Annotated in this window: 23 protein-coding genes and 1 pseudogene; 12 read left to right on the top strand and 12 right to left on the bottom strand. The window is 69.3% G+C overall.

Annotation, left to right across the window (positions count from 1 at the left end; translation table 11 throughout):
• Nucleotides 1-134: 134 nt before the first annotated feature.
• Nucleotides 135-1,151 (top strand): PAS domain-containing protein, encoded by a 1,017-nt coding sequence (locus CRT23_RS23670; protein WP_103712044.1) that lies wholly within the window; start codon nt 135-137, stop codon nt 1,149-1,151.
• 104 nt (nt 1,152-1,255) lie between these two features.
• Here CRT23_RS23670 and CRT23_RS28645 read toward each other — a convergent pair whose 3' ends face one another.
• On the bottom strand, nt 1,256-1,399 hold the full coding sequence (locus tag CRT23_RS28645) for a hypothetical protein (protein ID WP_156375695.1): 144 nt from the start codon (nt 1,397-1,399) through the stop codon (nt 1,256-1,258).
• Between the two features lie 190 nt (nt 1,400-1,589).
• Here CRT23_RS28645 and CRT23_RS23665 point away from each other — a divergent pair, with 190 nt between their 5' ends.
• On the top strand, nt 1,590-2,048 hold the full coding sequence (locus CRT23_RS23665; RefSeq protein ID WP_103712043.1) for a hypothetical protein: 459 nt from the start codon (nt 1,590-1,592) through the stop codon (nt 2,046-2,048).
• Between the two features lie 206 nt (nt 2,049-2,254).
• Here CRT23_RS23665 and rocF read toward each other — a convergent pair whose 3' ends face one another.
• Nucleotides 2,255-3,184, bottom strand: a complete 930-nt coding sequence (rocF, locus tag CRT23_RS23660; protein ID WP_103712042.1) for an arginase — start codon at nt 3,182-3,184, stop codon at nt 2,255-2,257.
• Between the two features lie 463 nt (nt 3,185-3,647).
• On the opposite strand from rocF, the gene CRT23_RS29670 reads away from it, so the two are divergent.
• Nucleotides 3,648-3,776: a hypothetical protein gene (locus CRT23_RS29670; RefSeq protein ID WP_280952004.1), complete on the top strand. Its 129-nt coding sequence runs from the start codon at nt 3,648-3,650 to the stop codon at nt 3,774-3,776.
• A gap of 23 nt (nt 3,777-3,799) precedes the next feature.
• Here the strand turns inward: CRT23_RS29670 and CRT23_RS23655 are convergent, their stop codons facing one another.
• From CRT23_RS23655 to CRT23_RS23645, 3 genes are all read right to left on the bottom strand, one after another.
• Nucleotides 3,800-6,280 carry a DNA topoisomerase gene (locus tag CRT23_RS23655; protein ID WP_103712041.1) on the bottom strand — a complete coding sequence of 827 codons (2,481 nt, stop codon included), beginning with the start codon at nt 6,278-6,280 and terminating at the stop codon, nt 3,800-3,802.
• 72 nt (nt 6,281-6,352) lie between these two features.
• On the bottom strand, nt 6,353-6,661 hold the full coding sequence (locus CRT23_RS23650; protein WP_244477342.1) for a hypothetical protein: 309 nt from the start codon (nt 6,659-6,661) through the stop codon (nt 6,353-6,355).
• A gap of 169 nt (nt 6,662-6,830) precedes the next feature.
• Entirely contained in the window at nt 6,831-7,079 is a 249-nt protein-coding gene (locus tag CRT23_RS23645) for a hypothetical protein (RefSeq protein ID WP_055953935.1), read from the bottom strand.
• Between the two features lie 336 nt (nt 7,080-7,415).
• Here CRT23_RS23645 and CRT23_RS23640 point away from each other — a divergent pair, with 336 nt between their 5' ends.
• From CRT23_RS23640 to CRT23_RS23635, 3 genes are all read left to right on the top strand, one after another.
• Nucleotides 7,416-7,622, top strand: a complete 207-nt coding sequence (locus tag CRT23_RS23640; RefSeq protein WP_103712040.1) for a hypothetical protein — start codon at nt 7,416-7,418, stop codon at nt 7,620-7,622.
• Between the two features lie 316 nt (nt 7,623-7,938).
• A complete protein-coding gene (locus CRT23_RS28640; protein WP_181017441.1) occupies nt 7,939-8,115 on the top strand; it encodes a hypothetical protein in 177 nt (58 codons plus the stop codon).
• A 165-nt stretch (nt 8,116-8,280) separates the two neighbouring features.
• Complete coding sequence (locus CRT23_RS23635; protein ID WP_055953942.1) at nt 8,281-8,484, top strand: hypothetical protein; 204 nt, start codon at nt 8,281-8,283, stop codon at nt 8,482-8,484.
• A gap of 154 nt (nt 8,485-8,638) precedes the next feature.
• On the opposite strand, the gene CRT23_RS28635 is transcribed toward CRT23_RS23635, so the two are convergent.
• Both CRT23_RS28635 and CRT23_RS23630 read right to left on the bottom strand, forming a co-directional pair.
• Nucleotides 8,639-8,782 carry a hypothetical protein gene (locus CRT23_RS28635; RefSeq protein ID WP_181017440.1) on the bottom strand — a complete coding sequence of 48 codons (144 nt, stop codon included), beginning with the start codon at nt 8,780-8,782 and terminating at the stop codon, nt 8,639-8,641.
• Nucleotides 8,783-9,018: 236 nt separating this feature from the next.
• Entirely contained in the window at nt 9,019-9,954 is a 936-nt protein-coding gene (locus CRT23_RS23630; protein ID WP_103712039.1) for an alpha/beta hydrolase, read from the bottom strand.
• Between CRT23_RS23630 and CRT23_RS23625 the strand changes: the two genes are divergently transcribed.
• Entirely contained in the window at nt 9,938-10,939 is a 1,002-nt protein-coding gene (locus CRT23_RS23625) for a LysR family transcriptional regulator (protein ID WP_245436526.1), read from the top strand. The two genes, CRT23_RS23630 and CRT23_RS23625, sit on opposite strands and share 17 nt — an antisense overlap.
• Before the next feature lie 313 nt (nt 10,940-11,252).
• Nucleotides 11,253-11,525, top strand: coding sequence for a hypothetical protein (locus CRT23_RS23620; protein ID WP_103712038.1), 273 nt, complete (start codon nt 11,253-11,255; stop codon nt 11,523-11,525).
• Between the two features lie 6 nt (nt 11,526-11,531).
• Here CRT23_RS23620 and CRT23_RS28630 read toward each other — a convergent pair whose 3' ends face one another.
• Entirely contained in the window at nt 11,532-11,705 is a 174-nt protein-coding gene (locus tag CRT23_RS28630; RefSeq protein WP_181017439.1) for a hypothetical protein, read from the bottom strand.
• 685 nt (nt 11,706-12,390) lie between these two features.
• Between CRT23_RS28630 and CRT23_RS23615 the strand changes: the two genes are divergently transcribed.
• Both CRT23_RS23615 and CRT23_RS23610 read left to right on the top strand, forming a co-directional pair.
• Nucleotides 12,391-13,290 carry a M10 family metallopeptidase gene (locus CRT23_RS23615; protein ID WP_146056476.1) on the top strand — a complete coding sequence of 300 codons (900 nt, stop codon included), beginning with the start codon at nt 12,391-12,393 and terminating at the stop codon, nt 13,288-13,290.
• Nucleotides 13,211-14,818 carry a calcium-binding protein gene (locus CRT23_RS23610; RefSeq protein ID WP_245436524.1) on the top strand — a complete coding sequence of 536 codons (1,608 nt, stop codon included), beginning with the start codon at nt 13,211-13,213 and terminating at the stop codon, nt 14,816-14,818. Before CRT23_RS23615 ends, CRT23_RS23610 begins: the two co-directional genes overlap by 80 nt.
• An 842-nt stretch (nt 14,819-15,660) precedes the next feature.
• Here CRT23_RS23610 and CRT23_RS23600 read toward each other — a convergent pair.
• The 3 genes from CRT23_RS23600 to CRT23_RS23590 form a co-directional block, all read right to left on the bottom strand.
• Nucleotides 15,661-16,362: a response regulator transcription factor CtrA gene (locus tag CRT23_RS23600; RefSeq protein ID WP_103712034.1), complete on the bottom strand. Its 702-nt coding sequence runs from the start codon at nt 16,360-16,362 to the stop codon at nt 15,661-15,663.
• 437 nt (nt 16,363-16,799) lie between these two features.
• Complete coding sequence (locus CRT23_RS23595) at nt 16,800-17,267, bottom strand: MucR family transcriptional regulator (RefSeq protein ID WP_103712033.1); 468 nt, start codon at nt 17,265-17,267, stop codon at nt 16,800-16,802.
• A 270-nt stretch (nt 17,268-17,537) separates the two neighbouring features.
• Nucleotides 17,538-17,807 (bottom strand): hypothetical protein, encoded by a 270-nt coding sequence (locus CRT23_RS23590; RefSeq protein ID WP_103712032.1) that lies wholly within the window; start codon nt 17,805-17,807, stop codon nt 17,538-17,540.
• 174 nt (nt 17,808-17,981) lie between these two features.
• Here CRT23_RS23590 and CRT23_RS23585 point away from each other — a divergent pair, with 174 nt between their 5' ends.
• Entirely contained in the window at nt 17,982-18,308 is a 327-nt protein-coding gene (locus CRT23_RS23585) for a hypothetical protein (protein ID WP_103712031.1), read from the top strand.
• A 5-nt stretch (nt 18,309-18,313) separates the two neighbouring features.
• On the opposite strand, the gene CRT23_RS23580 is transcribed toward CRT23_RS23585, so the two are convergent.
• Nucleotides 18,314-18,643, bottom strand: a complete 330-nt coding sequence (locus CRT23_RS23580; protein WP_103712030.1) for a hypothetical protein — start codon at nt 18,641-18,643, stop codon at nt 18,314-18,316.
• A gap of 445 nt (nt 18,644-19,088) precedes the next feature.
• Here CRT23_RS23580 and CRT23_RS23575 point away from each other — a divergent pair.
• A pseudogene (locus CRT23_RS23575) lies at nt 19,089-19,281 on the top strand (porin family protein); the annotation flags it as partial.

Here is a 19,281-nt window from a genome sequence, read left to right as displayed (position 1 = left end):
ACTTATTCAAGCATAGATGGCGCGAACAGGCCAGTAGAGCCATCGCGTCAACTGGACACTCCAAAGCAAGAGCCGTAAGTTTCTCGCCGGGCCGGGCGATCGGCCTCCGCCTGGACGTTCGTTCCCGAGACCGCATGGTTCCCCCCTTCGCCTCCGTCGAGACCCTGCGCCTGCTCGAAGGATTCGGCCTGACGGGATCCTGGAGCTGGGGATTCGCCGAGAACGAGCATGCCTGGTCGCCGGGGCTCTTCCGCATCCTGGGCGTGCCGAGCGGCACCGTCCGAGCCGACTACCGCCTCCTCCACAGCCTGATCCACCCGGCGGATCGCCCGTCGACGATGAGTCCCGCCTCCAATCAGCACGCCGGACTCCTGACGGAGCAGACCTTCCGGATCCTGAGGCCGGACTCGACCCTGCGCACCGTCATGAGCCGCGGCGAGATCATCGTCTCGCCCACGGGCCGGCCCCTGCGGGCCCACGGGGTGCTCATCGATGTCAGCGACCGGGAGGCCCTGGCCCAGGCCCATGCGGCGCAGCGGCGACGCGAGCGCGCCATCTTCGAGAAGGTGCGGGCCTTCACCTCGACCACGGCGATCTACCCCTTCCGGACCTTCTCGCCGGAGTGGCTGGAGCTGGTGGGGCTTCTCGAGGCCGAGTTGCTCGACGAACCGACACGGCCCGTCGTCGCGACCGAGCGGCGCCACTGGCGCGACTACGGATGCGAATGCTACCAGACGCACCAGATCGTGCACACGCTGCCGACCCTGACCCTGGCCAACGGCGAGACCGTCCCGTACCGCATGGTCATGATCCCGGTCCTGGATGGGCAGGGCACGCTCGAACACTGGACCAATTACATCGGCCCGGTCGGATTGCCGGTGCGTGCCGCCGGCCCGATGCTGGAGGGGCTGGAGCAGCGCCTCGAAGGGCATCACATCCGCGCGGCGCGCGCCCTGCTGGACTGGTCCATGGCCGACCTGTCCCGGGCCAGCGGGCTGTCGTTCTCGACCATCCGGCGCCTGGAGGGAGGCGGGGAAGCTCTCGTCCCGTCCAGCCGGCACCGGGCCATCGCTGCGCTGCGCGCGGCCGGGATCCTGTTCTCGCTGGTCGAGGGGTCCACCATCGTCGTCGGGAAGCCCGGCGCGGCCTGAACGCCGTCCCGGCCCCGCCCAAGCCCCTGCAAGGAGGACAAGCCCCTGCAAGGGGGACAAGCCCCGGCAACGGGGACCTGCGGCAGGCGTCTACCGGTCTGGGTCTACAGGAAGTGGCGATACACCACGCGGGTGTCGGCTTCCGGCTGGAGGCCGCTCCGGTCGGCGGCACTGCAGGTCGCAGCGGCGAAGGGCGAAATCATCGCGACGAGGGTCAGGAGCCAGCGAAACGGACCTGCGGCAATCATCGGAATCTCCTCGGCCGGCATGGGATCGGCGGGTGGGGATCGGAGCGTCACCTGCGATGGCTACGGGCCTGGGCCCGGATCCTCCATGGACCGATCCGGCAGGTTTCGCGGTGCTGAGGCGCACCCGGCCGCGCTGTGGACGGTCGCGCGCGACCGGGGCGCGCCGTCGCCTTTGGCCGTAGGGTGGGCCATGGCTGCAGGGATCCTGGATCGCGACCGGTTCGCGAAGTGTCGAGCGCTGATGGAGCGCGGGGCCACGCCCGGCGAGCGCGCGGCCGGACGCGCCGCCGCGACCCGGGTGGCCGCCGCCGCCGGCCTCAGCCTCGCCGACGCGGTCGCCCTGGTGGATGCCCGTCGCCCGGAAGCCGCCCCGGGCCCCGCCCCGAACCGCGACCGGCCGCGCCGGCCCGCCGAGCGCACCTACGCCTGGGCGACGCCCAGGCCCGCCCCGGAGCCGGTGACGGTGGAGGAGGTGCAGCGGCAGAAAGCGGCGGACGCGGCGCGGCGCAAGAAGGCGGCGGCGCGTGCGCAGCGGCGCCCGCAGGCCGCCGATCCCGAGTGGGAGCACTGGTCCGGCGAGGTCCGCGAGGCCCAGGCCGCCCGGGACCGGGACTGGGCGCAGCGGCGTCCGCCCCGTGCCGGCGACTGAGGCGCCGGCCGCGCGGCCGCAAGCGGCCTGACAACCGCACCCGAAAGCATCTTTGGATCGGGACGCACCGATCCCAGGCGTCCGATGCCTGATGAGACGGTGCCGAAGGGCCACCCTGGCGGACCCGATCGGCGGATCGGATGGCGAGGCTGGGACGTGGGCGGCACAGCGGCGGCGGTCTCCGCCTCGCCCCCCGGCGGGACGCCTCAGTAGCTCTGCGTCGGCCGGTCGAGCACGGTCCGGCCCATCAGGCTGGCGGCGAGATCCACCATGAGGAGGGCCGTCCGTCCGCGCTCGTCGAGGAACGGGTTGAGCTCGACGAGGTCGAGGCTGCCGACGAGGCGCGAATCGTGCAGCATCTCCATGATCAGGTGCGCCTCCCGGAAGGTCGCGCCCCCCGGCACCGTGGTGCCGACGCCCGGCGCGATGCCGGGGTCCAGGAAATCCACGTCGAGGCTGACATGCAGCCGCCCGCCGGCCGCGGCGACCTGCCCGAGGAACGCCCGCAGGGGCGCGACGACGCCGGCCTCGTCGATGCTGCGCATGTCGTGGATGAGCACGCCGGCCTCGAGCACCGCCCCGCGCTCTGCCGGGTCGAGGCTGCGGGTGCCCATCAGGCAGACGTTGCGCGGGTCGATCGGGGCGGCGGGGGCCGGCAGGTAGCCGGAAAAGCCGCGCCGGCCGGTGGCGTAGGCGAGGGGAACGCCGTGGAGATTGCCGCTCGTGGTGGTGTCGAGGGTGTGGAAATCCGCGTGCGCATCCAGCCAGAGCACGAACAGGGGCCGGCCCTCCTGCGCCGCCCGGCGCCCGAGCCCCGACAGGGTGCCGGCCGACAGGCTGTGATCGCCGCCGAGGAAGATCGGGATGCCCTCGGCGCTGTGCCGGTAGGCAGCCTCGGCCAGGGCCTCGGTCCAGGCCGCGAAGGCGCCGAGGTGGCGCAGGGCCCCGTTGGGATGGGCCCGCTCCACGGCGACGGCCGGCGCGAGGTCGCCCGCATCGACGATGGACAGGCCGAGGCCCCCGAGGGTCTCGGCGAGGCCCGCGGCCCGGTAGGCGCTCGGCCCCATGTCGCAGCCGAGGCGGCCGGCCCCCTCCTGCACGCGGGCGCCGAGAAGGATGCAGCGTCGGTTCGTCATGGTCGGGTCTCGCTCCGCAGCGCCGGTGGCACGGCCCGCTCGCGGGGCCGTGTCGCCGACGGGACCTTGCCAGGCCCGTGCCGGGGCCGGCGTGATCCGGCATGCCGTGCTGAAACTCTGCCGGGCGGAAGGGACTGCTGGGCGGAGGGCCTGCCGGGCGGAAGGCCTGCCATCGAAGGATAGGCGATCCCCATGACGCTTGTTCCGGGCGGGACGCCGCAGGTCTCCGCTGCCCCGTGCGGGGCTCGGAATCCCGGCCTCCATGTTTTGTTAACCAGTCCGGCCGCAGCGTGCCGCCGTTCCTCGGCCACCGGCGCGGTCGGCGGAACGGATGACAGCCTCGTCGATGAGTCCCGAATTTCGGCGGCGCGTCCATAATCCCGCCCGTTTCTCCGAGCCCACTGGCCCGGGTCCAGGCCCTGGATCACGCAGCGGCCACGACCCCGCACAAGGAGTCTCTCCTATGATCAAAACGCTGCTGGCGCTCTTCACCGTCGCCGCCGTCCTGGCGATCCGGGCGTTCCTGAAGCTCCTCTGGCTGCCGTTCCACAGCTTCGGCGGCCTCCTGCGCGGCCGTCCCGCCGCCACCTGAAGCCGCCCCCCGCCGGCGCCCGCTCAGCCGGTGCCGCGACCGGCCACCCTCCGGCGCGGCCGCCCCGCGGCCTTGCCGGCACCGTTACCCGCACCCTTGCCAGACTCCTTGCCGGCAGCCTTTCCGATCCCCCTGCCAGCCCCCTTGCCGACCCCCTTGCCGGCCGCACCGCCGGGCGTCGTCTTGACCGGCCCCGGCCTCGCCTGGCGCGCGGACGAACCCGTCCCCGTCGGCGCCGCGTGGGCGTCGAGGAACCGGCGACAGGCCTCGAACTGCGTCTCGATCTCGGGTGGGCAATCCAGGCCGCGCTCCGCCGCGAGGGTGCGGGCATAGCGCAGCATCGCCGCGCTGGGGGGACGCAACCCGCGATCCGCGCCCGGCGCCGCCGTTCGTGACGCGGCGGGACCGGCCTCGGCATCCAGGAAGACCCGGCAGCGAGCGAGGCTGCTCTTGCAGCCGCGGGGCAGTGCGATGCCCTTGCGGGCCGCCAGCGCCATCGCGAAGGCGACCATGGCGGGCGTCGGCGGACGATCCCCGCCCCCCGCCGGGCCGCGCCCCCCCGACGGCGGGATCAGGCTCGGGTCCAGGCTGACCACCTCCGCCTGCGCGATGGCGGCGATCAGGCCGTCGAGGCGGCTGCGGGTGCGCTGCCGGAAGGCTTCCGCCCGCGCCCGCGCCTCGACCCGCGTGGGAGCCCGGCCGATCTCGGCGAGCTCCGCCTCGAACGTGGCCCGGCCCACCGGGTCGCCATAGGCCGGGAACACCCGCCGCACCGCTGCGATGAAGGCGAGCCCCACCTCGGTCACCGTGAGGGCCGGGTCCTTGCCGTCCCCGAGGGCGAGGTAGTGGCTCTTCAGGAGCTTGGGCAGGATGGTGTCCCGGGTCGCGGCCGTGCCGAGCCCCTTCGGCTCGTTCGGGTTGACGGGATTCTCCAGGGCCCGCTTCGCCGCCGGATCGTCCACCTGGTCGATCAGGCGGCCCATCACCACGGGAAGCTCGCCCCGGGTGATCCGGCGGGGCGGCTCGGTCACGGCCTCGGCAATCTCGGCCCCCGCGGCCTTGGCCGCCTCCCCGTCGCGCAAGGCGGGCAGGCTGGTGGCGCGCGCCTCGTCGTCGGGCCGGGCCTTGCCCGGAACGAGATCGGCCTCGCCCTCGGCCTCCGCCCCGTAGAGGGCGCGCCAGCCCGGCACGCGCACGACGCGTCCGCTGACCGCGAAGCGCTTGGCGCCGAGGGGCGTCGGCACCTCGGCCACGACCTCCGTGCGCGCATCGATGCCGTCGGGCAGGTGGGCGGCCCCATAGGCCTTGGCCACGAGCTCCCAGAGGCGGGCGAGGTCCGCCTCGAGGCGCCCGCGCTCCGGCACCTTGCGGAGGGGCACGATGGCGTGGTGCTCGCCCGGATCCTTGACGTAGTGCCCCCGTGCCCCGCGCCGGATGACGGGCGGTTCCGCGGTCAGCAGGGCCCGGAGGTCCGCCAGCACGGAGGCGATGGCGGCCATCACCGCACCGGCATCCCCCGCCTGTCCGTCCGGCAGGCTGTCCGACTCGGTGCGCGGATAGCTCAGGTAGCCCTGGTCGTAGAGATCCTGCGCGAGTCGCGCCGTGTGCTGCGGGTCCCAGCCGAAGCGCTTGGCGCAGCGCCGGGCCAGGGTGTCCTTGGAGAACAGGCGCGGCGGCGCCCGGCGCACGTCGCGCTGCGTCACGCCGAGGGGGCCGGACCACGCGGCCGCCGCCGCCCGGATGGTCTCGGCCGCGGCGCGTTCGAAGATCCGCTCCTTCGGCAGGTGCCACAGGGTCAGGGCCGCCCCCGTGCCGGTCTCGGCGTGCAGCGCCACCTTGAAGAAGTCCTGCGGGACGAAGGCCCGGATGCGCGCCTCGAGGTCCGCCAGGATGGCCAGCGTCGGCGTCTGCACGCCGCCGAAGCGCCAGGGTTCGCGGAAGGCGGGCGGGCGCAGGCGCAGGGAGATCGCCCGCGTGCCGTTGAGGCCGAGATGGTAATCCTCGTATTGCCGGCACAGCGCCTCCAGGTAGGCGGCGTAGTCCCGCTCGCCGGATTCCGGCTCCCGGGCCAGGGTGGCGAAGGCCCGCCGGACCGAGACGTCGTCGAGGGCGCCGAGCTTGAGGCGGTCGACCCGGCCGCGCCAGCCGAGATGCTCCAGCACCTCCCAGGCGATCATCGAGCCCTCCCGCCCCGGATCGGTGGCGATGATGACGCGCTCGACGCCCCGCAGGGCCTGGCCGATCGCCGCGAGCTTGCCCGCATGCGACTGGCCGGACCGGTTGGTGCCGCAGATCACCGGCAGGGTGTCGAGGACGATCGGCAGGGTCTCGAACTGCCAGGCCTTCCAGTCCGGCCGGATCCGGCCCGGTTCCTCGGCGGCGAGCAGGTGCCCCTCGGCCGCGACGCAGACGGTGCCGGGCGAGCGGAAGTAGCGCTGGAGCTGACGCATCGCCGACGGCTTCTCGAAGAAGAACAGCGTGCGGCCGGGCGGGGCGGGAGACATGGGCTGGGCTGGGGATATGGGCGGGGCAGGAGACACGGGCGAGGCAGGAGACATGGAATGGTGCGCTGACGCTCAGGCGGCCTGCCCGAGGCCGTCTCCGTCCCGGAACCGGGCGCGCTGCGCCGTCCGTCCCGGCCGGTCCCGGCCCTGCGCCGGGGGCTCGACGGACAGGAAGGGCCGGACGAGGACGCGCCGGCCGCGCAGGTCGTGGACGGTCACGTGCCACTCCGCCCAGTCCCCCTGCTCGCCGAGGCTGCGCATCACCTCCCGCGCCACCGCCTCGGCCCGGCGCAGCAGGCGATGCGGCGCCCGGATGTCGTTCCCGACGGCGTCGAAGACACATTCGCGGCCGTTGGTGCAGTGGAAGCGGTAGCGGGCCATGCTGCTCTGACTCCCCTCGTCGACACCTGCTCGGACACCGCCGAGTTCACTCTCTGTTCTCATATGAGAGCAAGGGCGCCCGAATGGCAAGGGGTGGCCAGGCACAGGGTCCTGCACGCGCGTGCCGCAGGCGCACGGGACGATCGGGTCGCGGTGGGATCCGACGCGGCTACCGCCCGCCGGCGCCGCCCCGCATGCTCCGCTGCCGACAGGTGCGGCCCATATCCTCGAAGCCGGCGGGACAGCGCCGGACGCAGGCGCCGGCGGCATACTTGAGGGGAGGCCGGCAGGCCCGGCTGAAGCGCTGTTCCTGAAACAGGTAGTCCTTCGCGGGACTCTGCGCCGCGGCCGGGCCGGCCAGCCCCAGGGGAAGCGCGACGAGCGCCAGGCGGAGGGCGGCGTGGGGGAGGCGGGGCATCGCGTGTTCCGGGGCGGGGGCCTTGCGGGGGCCTTGCGTCCTTCGCCTCTACCACGTCCCGTCCGACCCGGACATGGGGGCCGAAGCACGGCGCGGCGTGCCTCGCCCGGAGGGACGCCGCGTATCCGCGGTGTCGCGAAAGGCCCGATGATCGGCTCGACCCGACTATCCGCGGACCTGTCCTCCGACCTGCATCGATCTCGACCTAACAACACTTTTGACATACTGCTTTTTGCAATACACGACTAATACCGCAGAGCACAAACTAGCCTATTTGTGGAACTTGTTCCTTCGTGGACCGTAGGTAGTCTGAACGGGCCTACCTTCGGTGATGCCATGTTGACCCTGTCCTTCCTTCTCCTGGGCGCCGCGGCCAGCCGCGCGTTCCGAGTCCCGGGCTTGCTGGCGATCGTCGCGCTGCTGGCGGTCGCCATGGGTCTCGAAGGCGCCCTCAACCAGAGGGACCTGACCTCCGTGCTCGGCGATGCCGTGCTGATGCTGGCGGCGGTGGAAGTCTCCTATCTCGCCGCCGCCTGGCTGTAGGATGCGGCAGCCCGCCCGCTGCCGCACGGGAAAGTCTGAGGCGGGGGAGGGGCTGCAACCTCAAGGACTTTGGAGCCAACCCGAGGCCTCTTGCGCCAAGCCTTCCCGGCGGCCCGCGGACGATGGGCCCAGCGATCGGCAAAGGTCCGGCCGGGATACGAAGGAGGTCGGATCGCTCTTCCAAACACCGTCATCGCCCTGGAGCGCCAGCCGGCCGCGCCGCGATTCGGAAATTTCCTGCGCAACCTCCGTGTATTCTGCAGCATTATTCATGATCGCCCCAAACGTCCGAGCGGGGTCAACCGGAGTGTGACGGATGAGTGCCGGCTATCCACTTTTGATACTGGCCCTGGGAACCCTCGGCGGCATCGGCTTCCTCGCCCTCGCGGCCCGTAAGCAGGTCGCCGACCTGAAGAACGACCCGAAGCGATCGAGCTTCGTGCGGGACCACGGCGGCACGCCGCGCGAGAACATGCCGGGCACCGAGCACTGACGGCGCGCGCGGGGCGCCCCGACCGCGGCGTCCCGCTTGCCGAGGCAGTCTTCTCCCGACGTACGGGAACCGGTGTCCGGGCCAGCCGTTGACAGTCAGATTGGAATTGATCTAATTCGCAACTGAGCGCGGCCTTCGCCGCCGCGCACTTCCAAAGGTGCTCCCATGGCCGGCCACGCGCATTGCGACAGCTGCAAGTTCTTCGACGAGCACAAGGTGAACGGCGCCCAGGCGGCCGGCGAAGAGGGCTTGTGCCGCTACAACCCGCCCGTGACCCAGCCGGCCCCGGAGTCGAAGGGCCTCTGGCCGGTGGTCGCCACCAGCGACTGGTGCGGCCACTTCACGCCCGAGATGTCGGCCGCCGAGTAAGCGGCCCGCACCGCCTCCCGTCAGGGGCCAGCCTTCGGGCTGGCCCTTTTTCGTTTCGGCCGCGGCCGCGAACGGATCATGTCGGAACCGCCCGGACCGGCCGCCGTTCGGGCCGTGGCGCGGATGGGGCTTCCCGCGCGCGGCAGCGGCGGCTCTAGAGGGTGTTCCGTTTCAGGGATGCCGCGACCCGCCCGCCGCTCACCTCGGCATCCGGGTTGCGAACCTCGCGCATTCGCGGAGCGGATCCGGTCGTCAGGTAGACCACCACCGTCAGTGCCAGGAGCACCTTCGCGCCCATCGCCCTTGCCCTCATCGTTAAGAGGGGGTGGATAGGATCGATCCCTTTCGACTTTGTTGCAGTGCGATGGCCCGATGCGCCGCCGCAGCGCCTTCCGCAGGCATGGTGAACAAATCCTCAAGGCGCCCCCGCGGCGCCGGGATCCGCGTGTCATCGTCCCGCGGATGCGTCGGCGGGGACGGGCTCCTCCGACGCCCGGCGTCGCCACGCCCGATCGCGGGGGGCCGCGATCCCCCTTAAGCGGCGGAGGCCGTCGTCATGGCCCGCTCCAGGAACGCCGCCGCGTTCGCGATGGCCTCGCGCCCTTCGGCCAGCTCGGCATGGAACATGTGCCAGACGTGGAACATGCCCGGCCAGACCTCCAGCGAGACGCGCACGCGGTTCTCGCCGAGATGCGTGGCCAGCCGGATGGCGTCGCTCAGCATCAGTTCGCCTTCGCCGATCTGCACCAGGATCGGCGGCAGGCCGCGGACATCCGCGAAGACCGGGGATGCCTCCGGGCTGTTCGGCAGAGCGCCGCCCAGGAAGGTCCTGGCCATCAGGTCGAGGCCTGCCCTGGTGTTCAGCAGGTCCAAGCCCTCGCGATTGACCATCGACGCGCCGGTGTGCTCGAGGTTCGCCCAGGGCGAGAGGGCCGCCCCGCCGGCCGGCAGCTTCACGCCGGCGTTGCGGGCCATGACCATCACCGAGACCACCATCGCCCCGCCGGCCGAGTCCCCGGCGAAGGTCACCGATGCCGGATCCTGCCCCTGCGCGATCAGCCAGCGGTACGCTGCGAACGTATCCGCGATCGGAACGGGGAACGGGTGTTCCGGCGCCAGCCGGTAATCGGGCAGGTAGACGCGCGCCTTCAATGCCGTGGCGAACGCCGCGGCCAGCCCGTGATAGCCGCCCGGTCCGCCGACGATGTAGGCCCCGCCGTGGATGTAGAACAGCACGCGGTCCCCCTCGACCTGCGCCGGCGTGATCAGTGTCGCCGGCACGCCCCCCATGTCGACCGTCTCGATCCGCATGTCGGCCGGGGTCGGATGCTCGGCCATCGTGCGGATGTACGACCGGCGGATGTCGTCGAGCCTCACCGCCGTGTTCTGCCCCAGGATGACGGGGGCGAGATCCCGCAGGCTTTCGGCCCATTGATCGAGACGGTGACGCACGGTGTCGTTGAAGGTCATGTCGCGGGCTCCTGATGGCGTTGATCCGTTCACCTGCCCGTTATACGCCGGTGATTGGCGACGGGGCGTCGACACTGCGGAGGAGCGGCAACGCCGCATGGCACCGGGCAACATCAACGACATCGTCGCCTTCGTCGCGGCCGCCGAGGCCGGCAGCTTCGTCGGGGCGGCGCGGGCCCGCGCGATGACGCGGTCGGGGATCGCCAAGAGCGTCGCCCGCCTCGAGGACCGTCTGGGTGTCCGCCTGTTCCACCGGACGACGCGCAGCCTGGGGCTGACCGACGACGGCCGCGCGTTTCTCGATCGCTGCACGCAGATCCTCGCCGACCTCGAAGCGGCGGAAACGTCGATGTCCGATGGCGGCGGGGAGCCGCAGGGCCTGTTTCGCATGACCGCGCCGATGACGTTCGGCCGCGTCGTGATCCTGCCGCTGCTCAACGACTTCCTCGCCTGCTGGCCCCGGCTGAAGGCGGATGTGAGCTTCACCGATCGGGTCAGCGACCTCATCGAGGACGGGATCGACCTGGCGATCCGGATCGGCGAGCCCCGCGCGAACAGCCGCCTCATCACCCGGACGCTGACCCAGCAGCACGATCTGGTCGTGGCCAGTCCCGCCTACCTGGCGACCCGTCCGGCACCGCAGCATCCCGACGATCTGGCGGGGCATGACTGCCTGAATTACGTCAGCGCCGGGCAGAGGCGCCCGTGGCGCTTTACGGTCGAGGGCAGGACCGTCGCGGTCACACCGCGCGCCCGCCTGTCGCTCGACAGCGGCGAGGCGCTCCGCGACGCGGCGGTCTCCGGGGCGGGACTGGCGTTCCTTCCCGGCTATGTCGTCGAACGCGACCTGGCCGAGGGCCGGCTGGTGGCACTGGTCACGGACCATGCCGCGCCGCCGGTGCCGATCAGCCTCATCTATCCCAGCCGCCGCCATCTCGCCCCGAAGGTCCGCCGCTTCATCGATCTGTTGGTACGGGCCGTCTGACGGGGTTCAGGGCGTCGGAACGGGTGATGGCGGCCTGCCCCCCCTTGCGCGTCGCGACGGGTCCGGGCCGGCATCGGCGTCTGGATCGCCGAAGCGGTCCTGCCGGCCGCCGCCCCGCTCAGGATCGCCGCGGCGACCATCCCGGTCTTGCCGGCAAACCCGAGCCGTTGTTCGTCGTCAGCGGATCTGGGGCCGTCTGCGGCGTTCAGCAGCGGAGGCTCCGGTCACTTCGGGGCGAGAGGTTCGGCAGCCTGCGGGCGCGGGGCGTCCAACGCGGGAGGGTGGTCCTCGACAACACCGCCCTGCGCGCACCATGCGGCGGCTGGGGCTGCCGGACCGCTGCGACACCAGCCACGCCTTTCGCGAGCACATCCGGAACCTGGGCGCGCGGCCCGCGATCCCACCCCGGCGCCACGCGGCGCCCGTCGCTTGCCCGGACGGGATCGACGACAACCGCCGTCAGGTCGCGCGCCCCTGGGCCGGGCTCGAAGAGTGGCGCGCCCGTGTCACCCGATCCGAGACGACCGCCGCCAGCGTCATGGGCGCCCTCTGCCGCGCCGCAGCCCGCGATGGGATCACGCGATGACAGACCCTAGTCGAGCGGGGCCTGGGCTGGGTCGCCGACGATCTCACCGTCAGGCAAGGCGCTCGCTTCCCAGCGCTCGCGGCGGGGTTCGATGCCCCGGCGCGGCGACGCGCAGCCATCGCAGATCGACGACACGGCGCGGCGCGCCCGCGTCGCGATCCTTCGATCGAAGGCGTCCATCACCGCCACGGACTTGGCATGCGCCTCCTCGAGCGGGCCGTTGGCCCTGGCAGGATCGGTCTCGCCCGGTGTCCCCGTCGCGCTTTGAAGCGGCAGTCGGACGCGACGGGTCGATGGCCGAGCCGCAGCATCCGGGGCGGCGCTACAGGTGAGGATGATCAGCGGTAAGACAACGACACGGAGCAAATCGAGAGATCCTGGACTGCCGCCGTATTGATCGGCATCTGAGCCAAACCAAGGCCGACCTGCGACGCAGCGCGATACCTGAGCCGAGATGTCCTCGTCATCCGACTTCCGGTCGACGAACCCTGGCTTCAGCGGCGGGAGAACTCAGCGGCCGAGGCGAGATCGCCCGCGGACACCGCGACCAGCCTGCGAAAGGAATCATTAAGCAGATATCGGTTCTCATGAAGACTTCCGACGCAATGCCCGCCACGGCTGTGATATGCTCAACGCCCACCAAGACAGCAACGCGGTTACACCTGCACCCAAATTGGGTGACGCGCAGCCGACACAGTCTTGCGAATAATGATTAAAGCATGGTTTGGAAGGTGCACTTCCAAGCCAACATGCTGAGTACGTCGGTGAGCACGCGCGCATGTCCGGGCATCATTCTGGTGTCGGCCGCACATGAGCAGCCATAAGAAACGTTCAAAAGCCAAAGTCATATTGGTTGGAGGGGAAATTGGCGAATACGTTTGCGTCTGTCTTCGCAAGCGGCAATCAAGATGTCGACGGATTGCTATCGGGGGTGCGCTGGGCGAACCCTCAAATCACGTTCAGTTTTCCGACAGACCCCGCTCAGTACCAATATAGTGGCGAGAAGAACAACAACTTCGAGGCATTCAGCGCTTGGCAGCAGGAGGCTGTCCGGAGCACCTTGAGCCACATTGCTTCGGTCGCGAATGTCAGTTTCACCGAGGTGGCTGGAGGGGCCGGCAATTTGCGCTTTGCGATGTCGGATACGCCCTCGACCGCGTGGGCCTACTATCCGGGCAATACCCCCCAGGCCGGCGACAGTTGGTATGGAAACACGAATGGGTGGTACGATCATCCAGTCGTCGGAAATTATGCTTTTTACTCCATCGTTCACGAAATTGGGCACGCGCTCGGCCTGAAGCACGGTCACGAGACCGATAGCTTCGGCGCCATGACCTACGACCATGATTCCAGCGAATATTCGCTCATGACCTACAATTCCTATGTCGGGTCTGATGGAATGTACGCCTACAACGAGGCCAATGGCTTTCCTCAATCGCTGATGATGTACGATATTGCGGCGCCGCAATACATGTACGGAGCGAATTATAGCGTCAACGCCGGCGATAACGTGTACCAGTGGAGCCCCGATACAGGTCAGCTCTCGATTGACGGAAACGGGTTTTATGTCCCGTCGCAAAATCGCTTGTTCATGACGGTTTGGGATGGCGGAGGACATGATACATACGACTTCTCAAACTATGGTACGGACCTAAGTATCGATCTGTCCCCCCGGGGGATGGACGGTGACCTCCGCTGGTCAGTTGGCCCTGCTCGGTGCCGGCCATTACGCGGTCGGCAATATTGCCAATGCGCTCCTCTATGACGACAATCTAGCGTCGATCATCGAGAATGCCATCGGCGGCGCAGGCAACGATACGATCGTCGGAAATCGTGTCGACAATGCCTTGGCCGGCGGTTCGGGCAACGACACGCTGAATGGCGGCGCCGGAGCCGACCGGATGTATGGCGGCTTCGGCAACGACACCTTCGTGGTCGACAATGCCGGCGACGCCGTCATCGAGTACACCAACCAGGGCAGCGACACCGTCCTCGCCTCGATCGCCTACGCGCTCACCGCCAACGTCGAGAACCTGACGCTCACCGGCACCGACGCCATCAACGGCACCGGCAACACCCTGGCCAACATCCTCACCGGCAATGACGCCGCCAACACCCTGTCGGGCGGCGCCGGCGACGATCGGCTGGTCGGCCTCGGCGGCAACGACACGCTCGACGGCGGCGTCGGTAACGACACCATGGTCGGCGGCACCGGCGACGACACCTACGTCGTCAACGCGCGCGGCGACGTGGTCGTCGAGGCCGCCAAGGAGGGCATCGACACCGTGCTCTCCGCGATCAGCTACGATCTCGGGGCCAACCTCGAGAACCTGACCCTGACCGGCACGGCCGACCTCAAGGGCAGCGGCAACGACCTCGACAACGTCCTCGGCGGCAACACCGGCAACAACCAGCTCTATGGCAATGCCGGCAACGACCGCCTCGACGGCGGCCTCGGCGCCGACATCATGGCGGGCGGCACCGGCAACGACACCTATGTCGTGGACACCAGGGGCGACGTGGTGGTGGAGTATGCGGGCGGCGGCACCGACACGGTCGAGGCCTCGATCTCGTACACCCTGGATGGCGGCGTCGAGAACCTGACGCTGACCGGCACGTCCAGCATCGACGGCACCGGCAACGCCCTGGCCAACGTGCTGACCGGCAACGCGGGCGACAATCATCTCTCCGGTGGCGACGGCAACGACACCCTCTCCGGCGGGGAGGGCAACGACACGCTCGACGGCGGCACGGGCAACGACACGCTCTATGGCGGTACGGGCGACGACACCTACATCGTCGACAGCCCGACCGAGCGGGTGATCGAGCTGGCCAATGAGGGCACCGATACCATCCTGGCTTCGGTGACGTTCAAGCTGCAGGCCAACTTGGAGAACCTGACGCTGACGGGTCGGGAGGCCATCAACGGTACGGGCAACTTCCAGTCCAACATCCTGATCGGCAACGATGCGGCCAACGTCCTCGACGGCAGCGGCGGCAAGGACGTGCTCATCGGCGGGGGCGGTGCGGACACCTTCGTGTTCCGCGCGGGCGAGACCAACGGCGACAAGGTCATGGATTTCACCGCCGCGGGGGCGGCGGGCGATCATCTGGCGTTCTACGGCTTCGGCTCAGGGGCCAAGCTGATCCACGCAGCTGGGGGCACGGACCTCTACACGATCACGGCGGATACCGACCATGGTGGCGCGAGCGAGACGTTCCAGCTCGCGGGCGTGACCGACCTCGACCTCGGCGCGGGTCAGGGTCACAACGACATGATGCTGTTCGCCTGAAGCAAGACGGACTGACGGCGAACAAGCCCGCGGCGCCCTGAGGTGCCGCGGGCTCGGCCTTGCCGTTCGGGCTCGTCGAGCCCGGCAGCAATCCGACCGGGCGTATCCGTGAGCGCCATCGCATCGGCGCTGACCCGGCCTTCCTCATCGAGCCCGCTCGACCCGACCCGGCGCCGCCAGGCCGGCCTGCGGTTCGCCCGTGGCGATCACGGCGGGACGAGGTCGCCGCCGCCCGGCTGGCCGACGCAGACGCGGATGGCGTCGCTGCCGGGATCGTCCCTGACGAAGGTGCCGCCCGGGCCGGTGTCGAGCAGGGGAGGCAACTCTGGCGGCCGGTCGTCCGTCGCGGCGAACGGCGCGCTCGGCCTGTCCTGGTCAGACCGCGGGCGTCTGTGGCGACGGGCAGGGGCTGAGTCGGCGCCGGCAGGACGGCGAGATCCGCGCCCGCGAAGCCGAAAATGTCGTTGGCCGGGGCGGTGAGGCTGTCCTGCGTGATGGGGTCGAGGCCCGCCTCGCCGTGCGCCTCGGCCTGGGTGGCGAGGCTGCAGGTCAGCCGCCACGCGGCCGCGCCCACCGATGGGGTCGCTGAGGATTGGGCTGGCCGCACCGACGCGGTGCGTCCGCGCGTTCGCGGTCAGGATCAGCGGGCGCGGGTCGACCTGCCAGATGCCGCGACCGTGCAGTGGCCGTTGCCCGGCGCGCCGGCCTGAAGATCGCCGAGCGCATCAACAGCCGAGGCTGATCGCGGCCTCGGCCGACGCGACGTGCCGGGTGGCATCCCATCCCGCCCCTGAAGGCGCGCTGGGCGTTGATGCGACCTCACACACAGAACAATGTGCCGGTCAGCCGGCCAGAGCCTGCAGCTCGGCTACGCCATCGTGCAGGACGTAGCCGCGGCCCCAGACGGTCTCGATGTAGTTCTTGCCCGAGGAGGCGTTGGCGAGCTTCTTGCGCAGCTTGCAGATGAAGACGTCGATGATCTTCAGCTCGGGCTCGTCCATGCCGCCGTAGAGATGGTTGAGGAACATCTCCTTGGTCAGCGTCGTGCCCTTGCGGAGGGCAAGAAGCTCCAGGATCTGGTATTCCTTGCCCGTGAGCTTCACGTAGCTGCCTGCGATCGCGACGGTCTTCTGGTCGAGGTTCACGACGAGGTCGCCGGTGGTGATCACCGACTGAGCATGACCCTTCGAGCGCCGCACGATGGCCTGGATGCGGGCGACGAGCTCGTCCTTGTGGAAGGGCTTGGTGAGGTAGTCGTCGGCGCCGAAGCCGAGGCCCTTCACCTTGTCCTCGATACCGGCCATGCCGGACAGGATCAGGATGGGCGTCTTGATCTTCGAGGCACGCAAGGACCGCAGCACCTCGTAGCCTGAGATGTCGGGCAGGGTCAGGTCGAGCAGGATGATGTCGTAGTCGTAGAGTTTGCCGAGATCGATCCCCTCCTCACCCAAATCGGTGGTGTAGGTGTTGAAGCTCTCGGACTTGAGCATCAGCTCGATGCTCTGCGCAACAGAGGTATCGTCCTCAATCAGCAGCACGCGCATGGGCCAGGATCCTCCAAAGGTTGAGGCATCCTGAACGGGCATCGCGAACAAACCGTTAAGGTTGCACCGAGGCCAAACAAAACAACGGCCACGGACGCTGGGGCACGGTGCGCGTACATCCGGCGTCACCCTATCTCGGCATCGTGGCCGCATCCGATCGGGCCGTAGAGCCATGATCGGTCTGGGGCCAAAGTGGGGATCGGATCGTTAACGTTCAATGAAGCCGCCCCGCCGCCCGATCCGAGCCCGGGCCGGCGGGGCGGTTCGTCCCTGTCACCGACGAGCCGGTACGCAACAGGGCTCGGCCTCGGGATGCAGGCCTTCGGTGACCCGGTCGGTCGGCGTCGCGCGTGTCGATGTGGGACCGCGATGTCGCCCCTGAGCGTCCGGGTCGCGTCGGCGCGCCGCATGGCGATCCAACTTCCGCGCCGGAGAGCTTATGCGGCCTTGCCACGATCCTTGGCCTTCGGCTGCGGCTCCTCGCTGCGATCGCCGACCCGGCCGAGGCCGATCGACTTGGCCAGGGCCGAGCGCTGGGCGGCATAATCCGGAGCGACCATCGGGTAGTCCGCCGGAAGGCCGTAGCGCTGACGGTAGCTGTGCGGATCGAGGCCATGACCGGTCAGATGGCGCTTGAGCGTCTTGTACGTCCGGCCGTCGAGGAAACTGACGATGCCGCCGGGTGTCACCGACTTGCGGATCTGCACAGGCGTAGCCTTCTCATGGACCTCTTCCGGAGGAGGCTCTGCCATGCCGGTGGCGAGGCGCGTGAGGGCCGCCTGGACACTCTGGATCAGCCCCGGCAGTTCGGACACCGGGGTCGAATTGTGTGAGACGTAGGCGGAGACGATATCGCCGGTGAGGTCGATAAGGTTGGAGCTCTGGTTGTCGAAGCTGTTCGTCATGCTGCCATCTGGTTGTGAAGATCTCAGAGAAAGGCATGATCGATACAAGATTAATGTTCAAGAGGAACGTAGCGTGCTTCGCGCTCCCGTACACATCCTATGTCCTATAGCCTTCTTAGACATTTCTCATGCTGCGCCGATGCGATCCGAGCTGGCAGGTGTTGCTATCGGACCCGGACAATGTCCTGACGGGGTCGTCGAGGGCCAACGCCTGAAACGAGGACGGCGGAGCTTTCGCCCCGCCGCTGGTCGTCTCGATGCATCGAAGGCTTAGCGGGCCGTGCCGCCCGAGGTGCGGCCGAACTGCCAGACGGGAAAGTTATTTTGCTCGGCGTTGCCCTGCTGAGCGGAGGTGTAGTCCCGTCCGTAGCCGATGGAGCCGGTGATGATGTCGTCGTAGCTGCGGGCCACGTGGCTGCCGGGCGCCGCGGCGGCCGAAATCCCGGCGGGAGCGGTATAGCTCTGGGCCAGGGCGGGCGAGGCCATCGCGCCGAGGCTCAGGACGACGGCAGCAACGGGAGAAGCAAAACGCGTGTTCATGGCACAATCCACTTGGGTTTGCGCGGTCTCCGTCAAATGGCGGTGGGCCGTGACTTGTTCAGTGACCTTGATCTAGGCTTACCGCAGCGGGAATGCCGTGCCGTTTGGCACTCAGGCATCACATCGATATCTCGGCCTCAGGAGTACGACGTTTTGATCCGTCCACGAACGACCATGCTGTCCGCCGCGGCGCCGCACAGTCCGGCTCGGCCTCCTGCGCCCCCCTGGCAGGAGGACATCGGACCGATCGCCGAAGCTCTGCTGAGCCTCGTTGCCGCCGTCGAGAGTGGCCCCACGGCTGGACCCGCGGTGAAAGCCTTCCAGGCGGCGATCCGGCGAAAGGGCGAGGAAGCCGCGGCAGCCGGCGGCCCCGAGGCCATGGAGGCTGCGCTGCGCATCGTCGCCGATGCCGCTCAGGACCGTGCCGAGCGGCGCACGCGCATCATCGACAAGGCCTGGGCCGGCTTGAACGGCTGGCGGCCCGAGGGTCGCCAGCCGTGATGTTCTCAATAGCCGTCGTAGAATCGACGCGGACGGTCGTACCCGTAGCTCTCCCGACGGCCATACCCTTCACCGTAGCCGTAGGGCCGTCCCTCGTAGAACCGGCGAGGTCCACCGTAGCCCCCATAGCCGTAGCCGCGGTCGTTCGGGCGGCAGCGGCCCCAGGGATTGGGATGGAAGCCGGGTCCGCAGCCACCGGCGACGAATTCGATGACGGGCTCACCGCGGCCCTCTTCGAAGGGATCGAACGAAAGGGAAGCCGCGTGGACGGACGTTGCCAGACCGAGTCCGGCAAGCATCACCGTAGCTATCCCGAAGGCCTTCACGCGTACCATGACCTGAACCTCATTGGCGTCCGGTCTCTGCTCAACCGACCGGCAAGAGCGAAGGCTGCGCCTCGGCTGCTGAACCATGGCTGACGCCTGCCACGGCGTTCCGTTCAGGCCGCAACGTGAGCAGCATCCCTGAGGGACCCGTTGGCTTGGTTCTGGATCAGGCCCCGAATACGCCGGCCGGCATCCCATTCGTCTCCTCGAGGCAGGTGGGGCGTTGACGGTTTCGCGGCCTTCCGGCTTCTCATGGAACCAATCGAGCGCCCGTCAGTTAGGGCAGCCCCAACAACATGGTAAGTAAAACCCTAACGCAGTCTTGGACCATCTGGCGCTTCATCAATCTGATCTGGGTGTTGCGCATCTGCACTAGTCGCCAAGTCTGCCCTGTCGCTAAGGTGTCTTCACACCGCACCGAGAGTGCGCGGCAGATTTCACCGGCAGACCCACCATGATCAAGACTCTCATCCTCGCCAGCGCCGCCACGGCCCTTCTCGCCGGCGCCGCCTCCGCCGCCGACCTTCCGCGCCGCGCGGCGCCCCCGGTGTTCGTGCCGGTGCCGGTGTTCACCTGGACCGGCTTCTACGCTGGTTTCAACGCCGGTTACGGCTTCGACGCCTCCAGCAACAGCCAGCCGACCGTCA

Origin of the sequence: Methylobacterium sp. V23, from assembly GCF_002917135.1 — a bacterium.
Taxonomy (GTDB): Bacteria; Pseudomonadota; Alphaproteobacteria; order Rhizobiales; family Beijerinckiaceae; genus Methylobacterium.
Note: the sequence above shows the minus strand (reverse complement) of the source record. Positions and strands in the feature narration are given on the sequence as shown.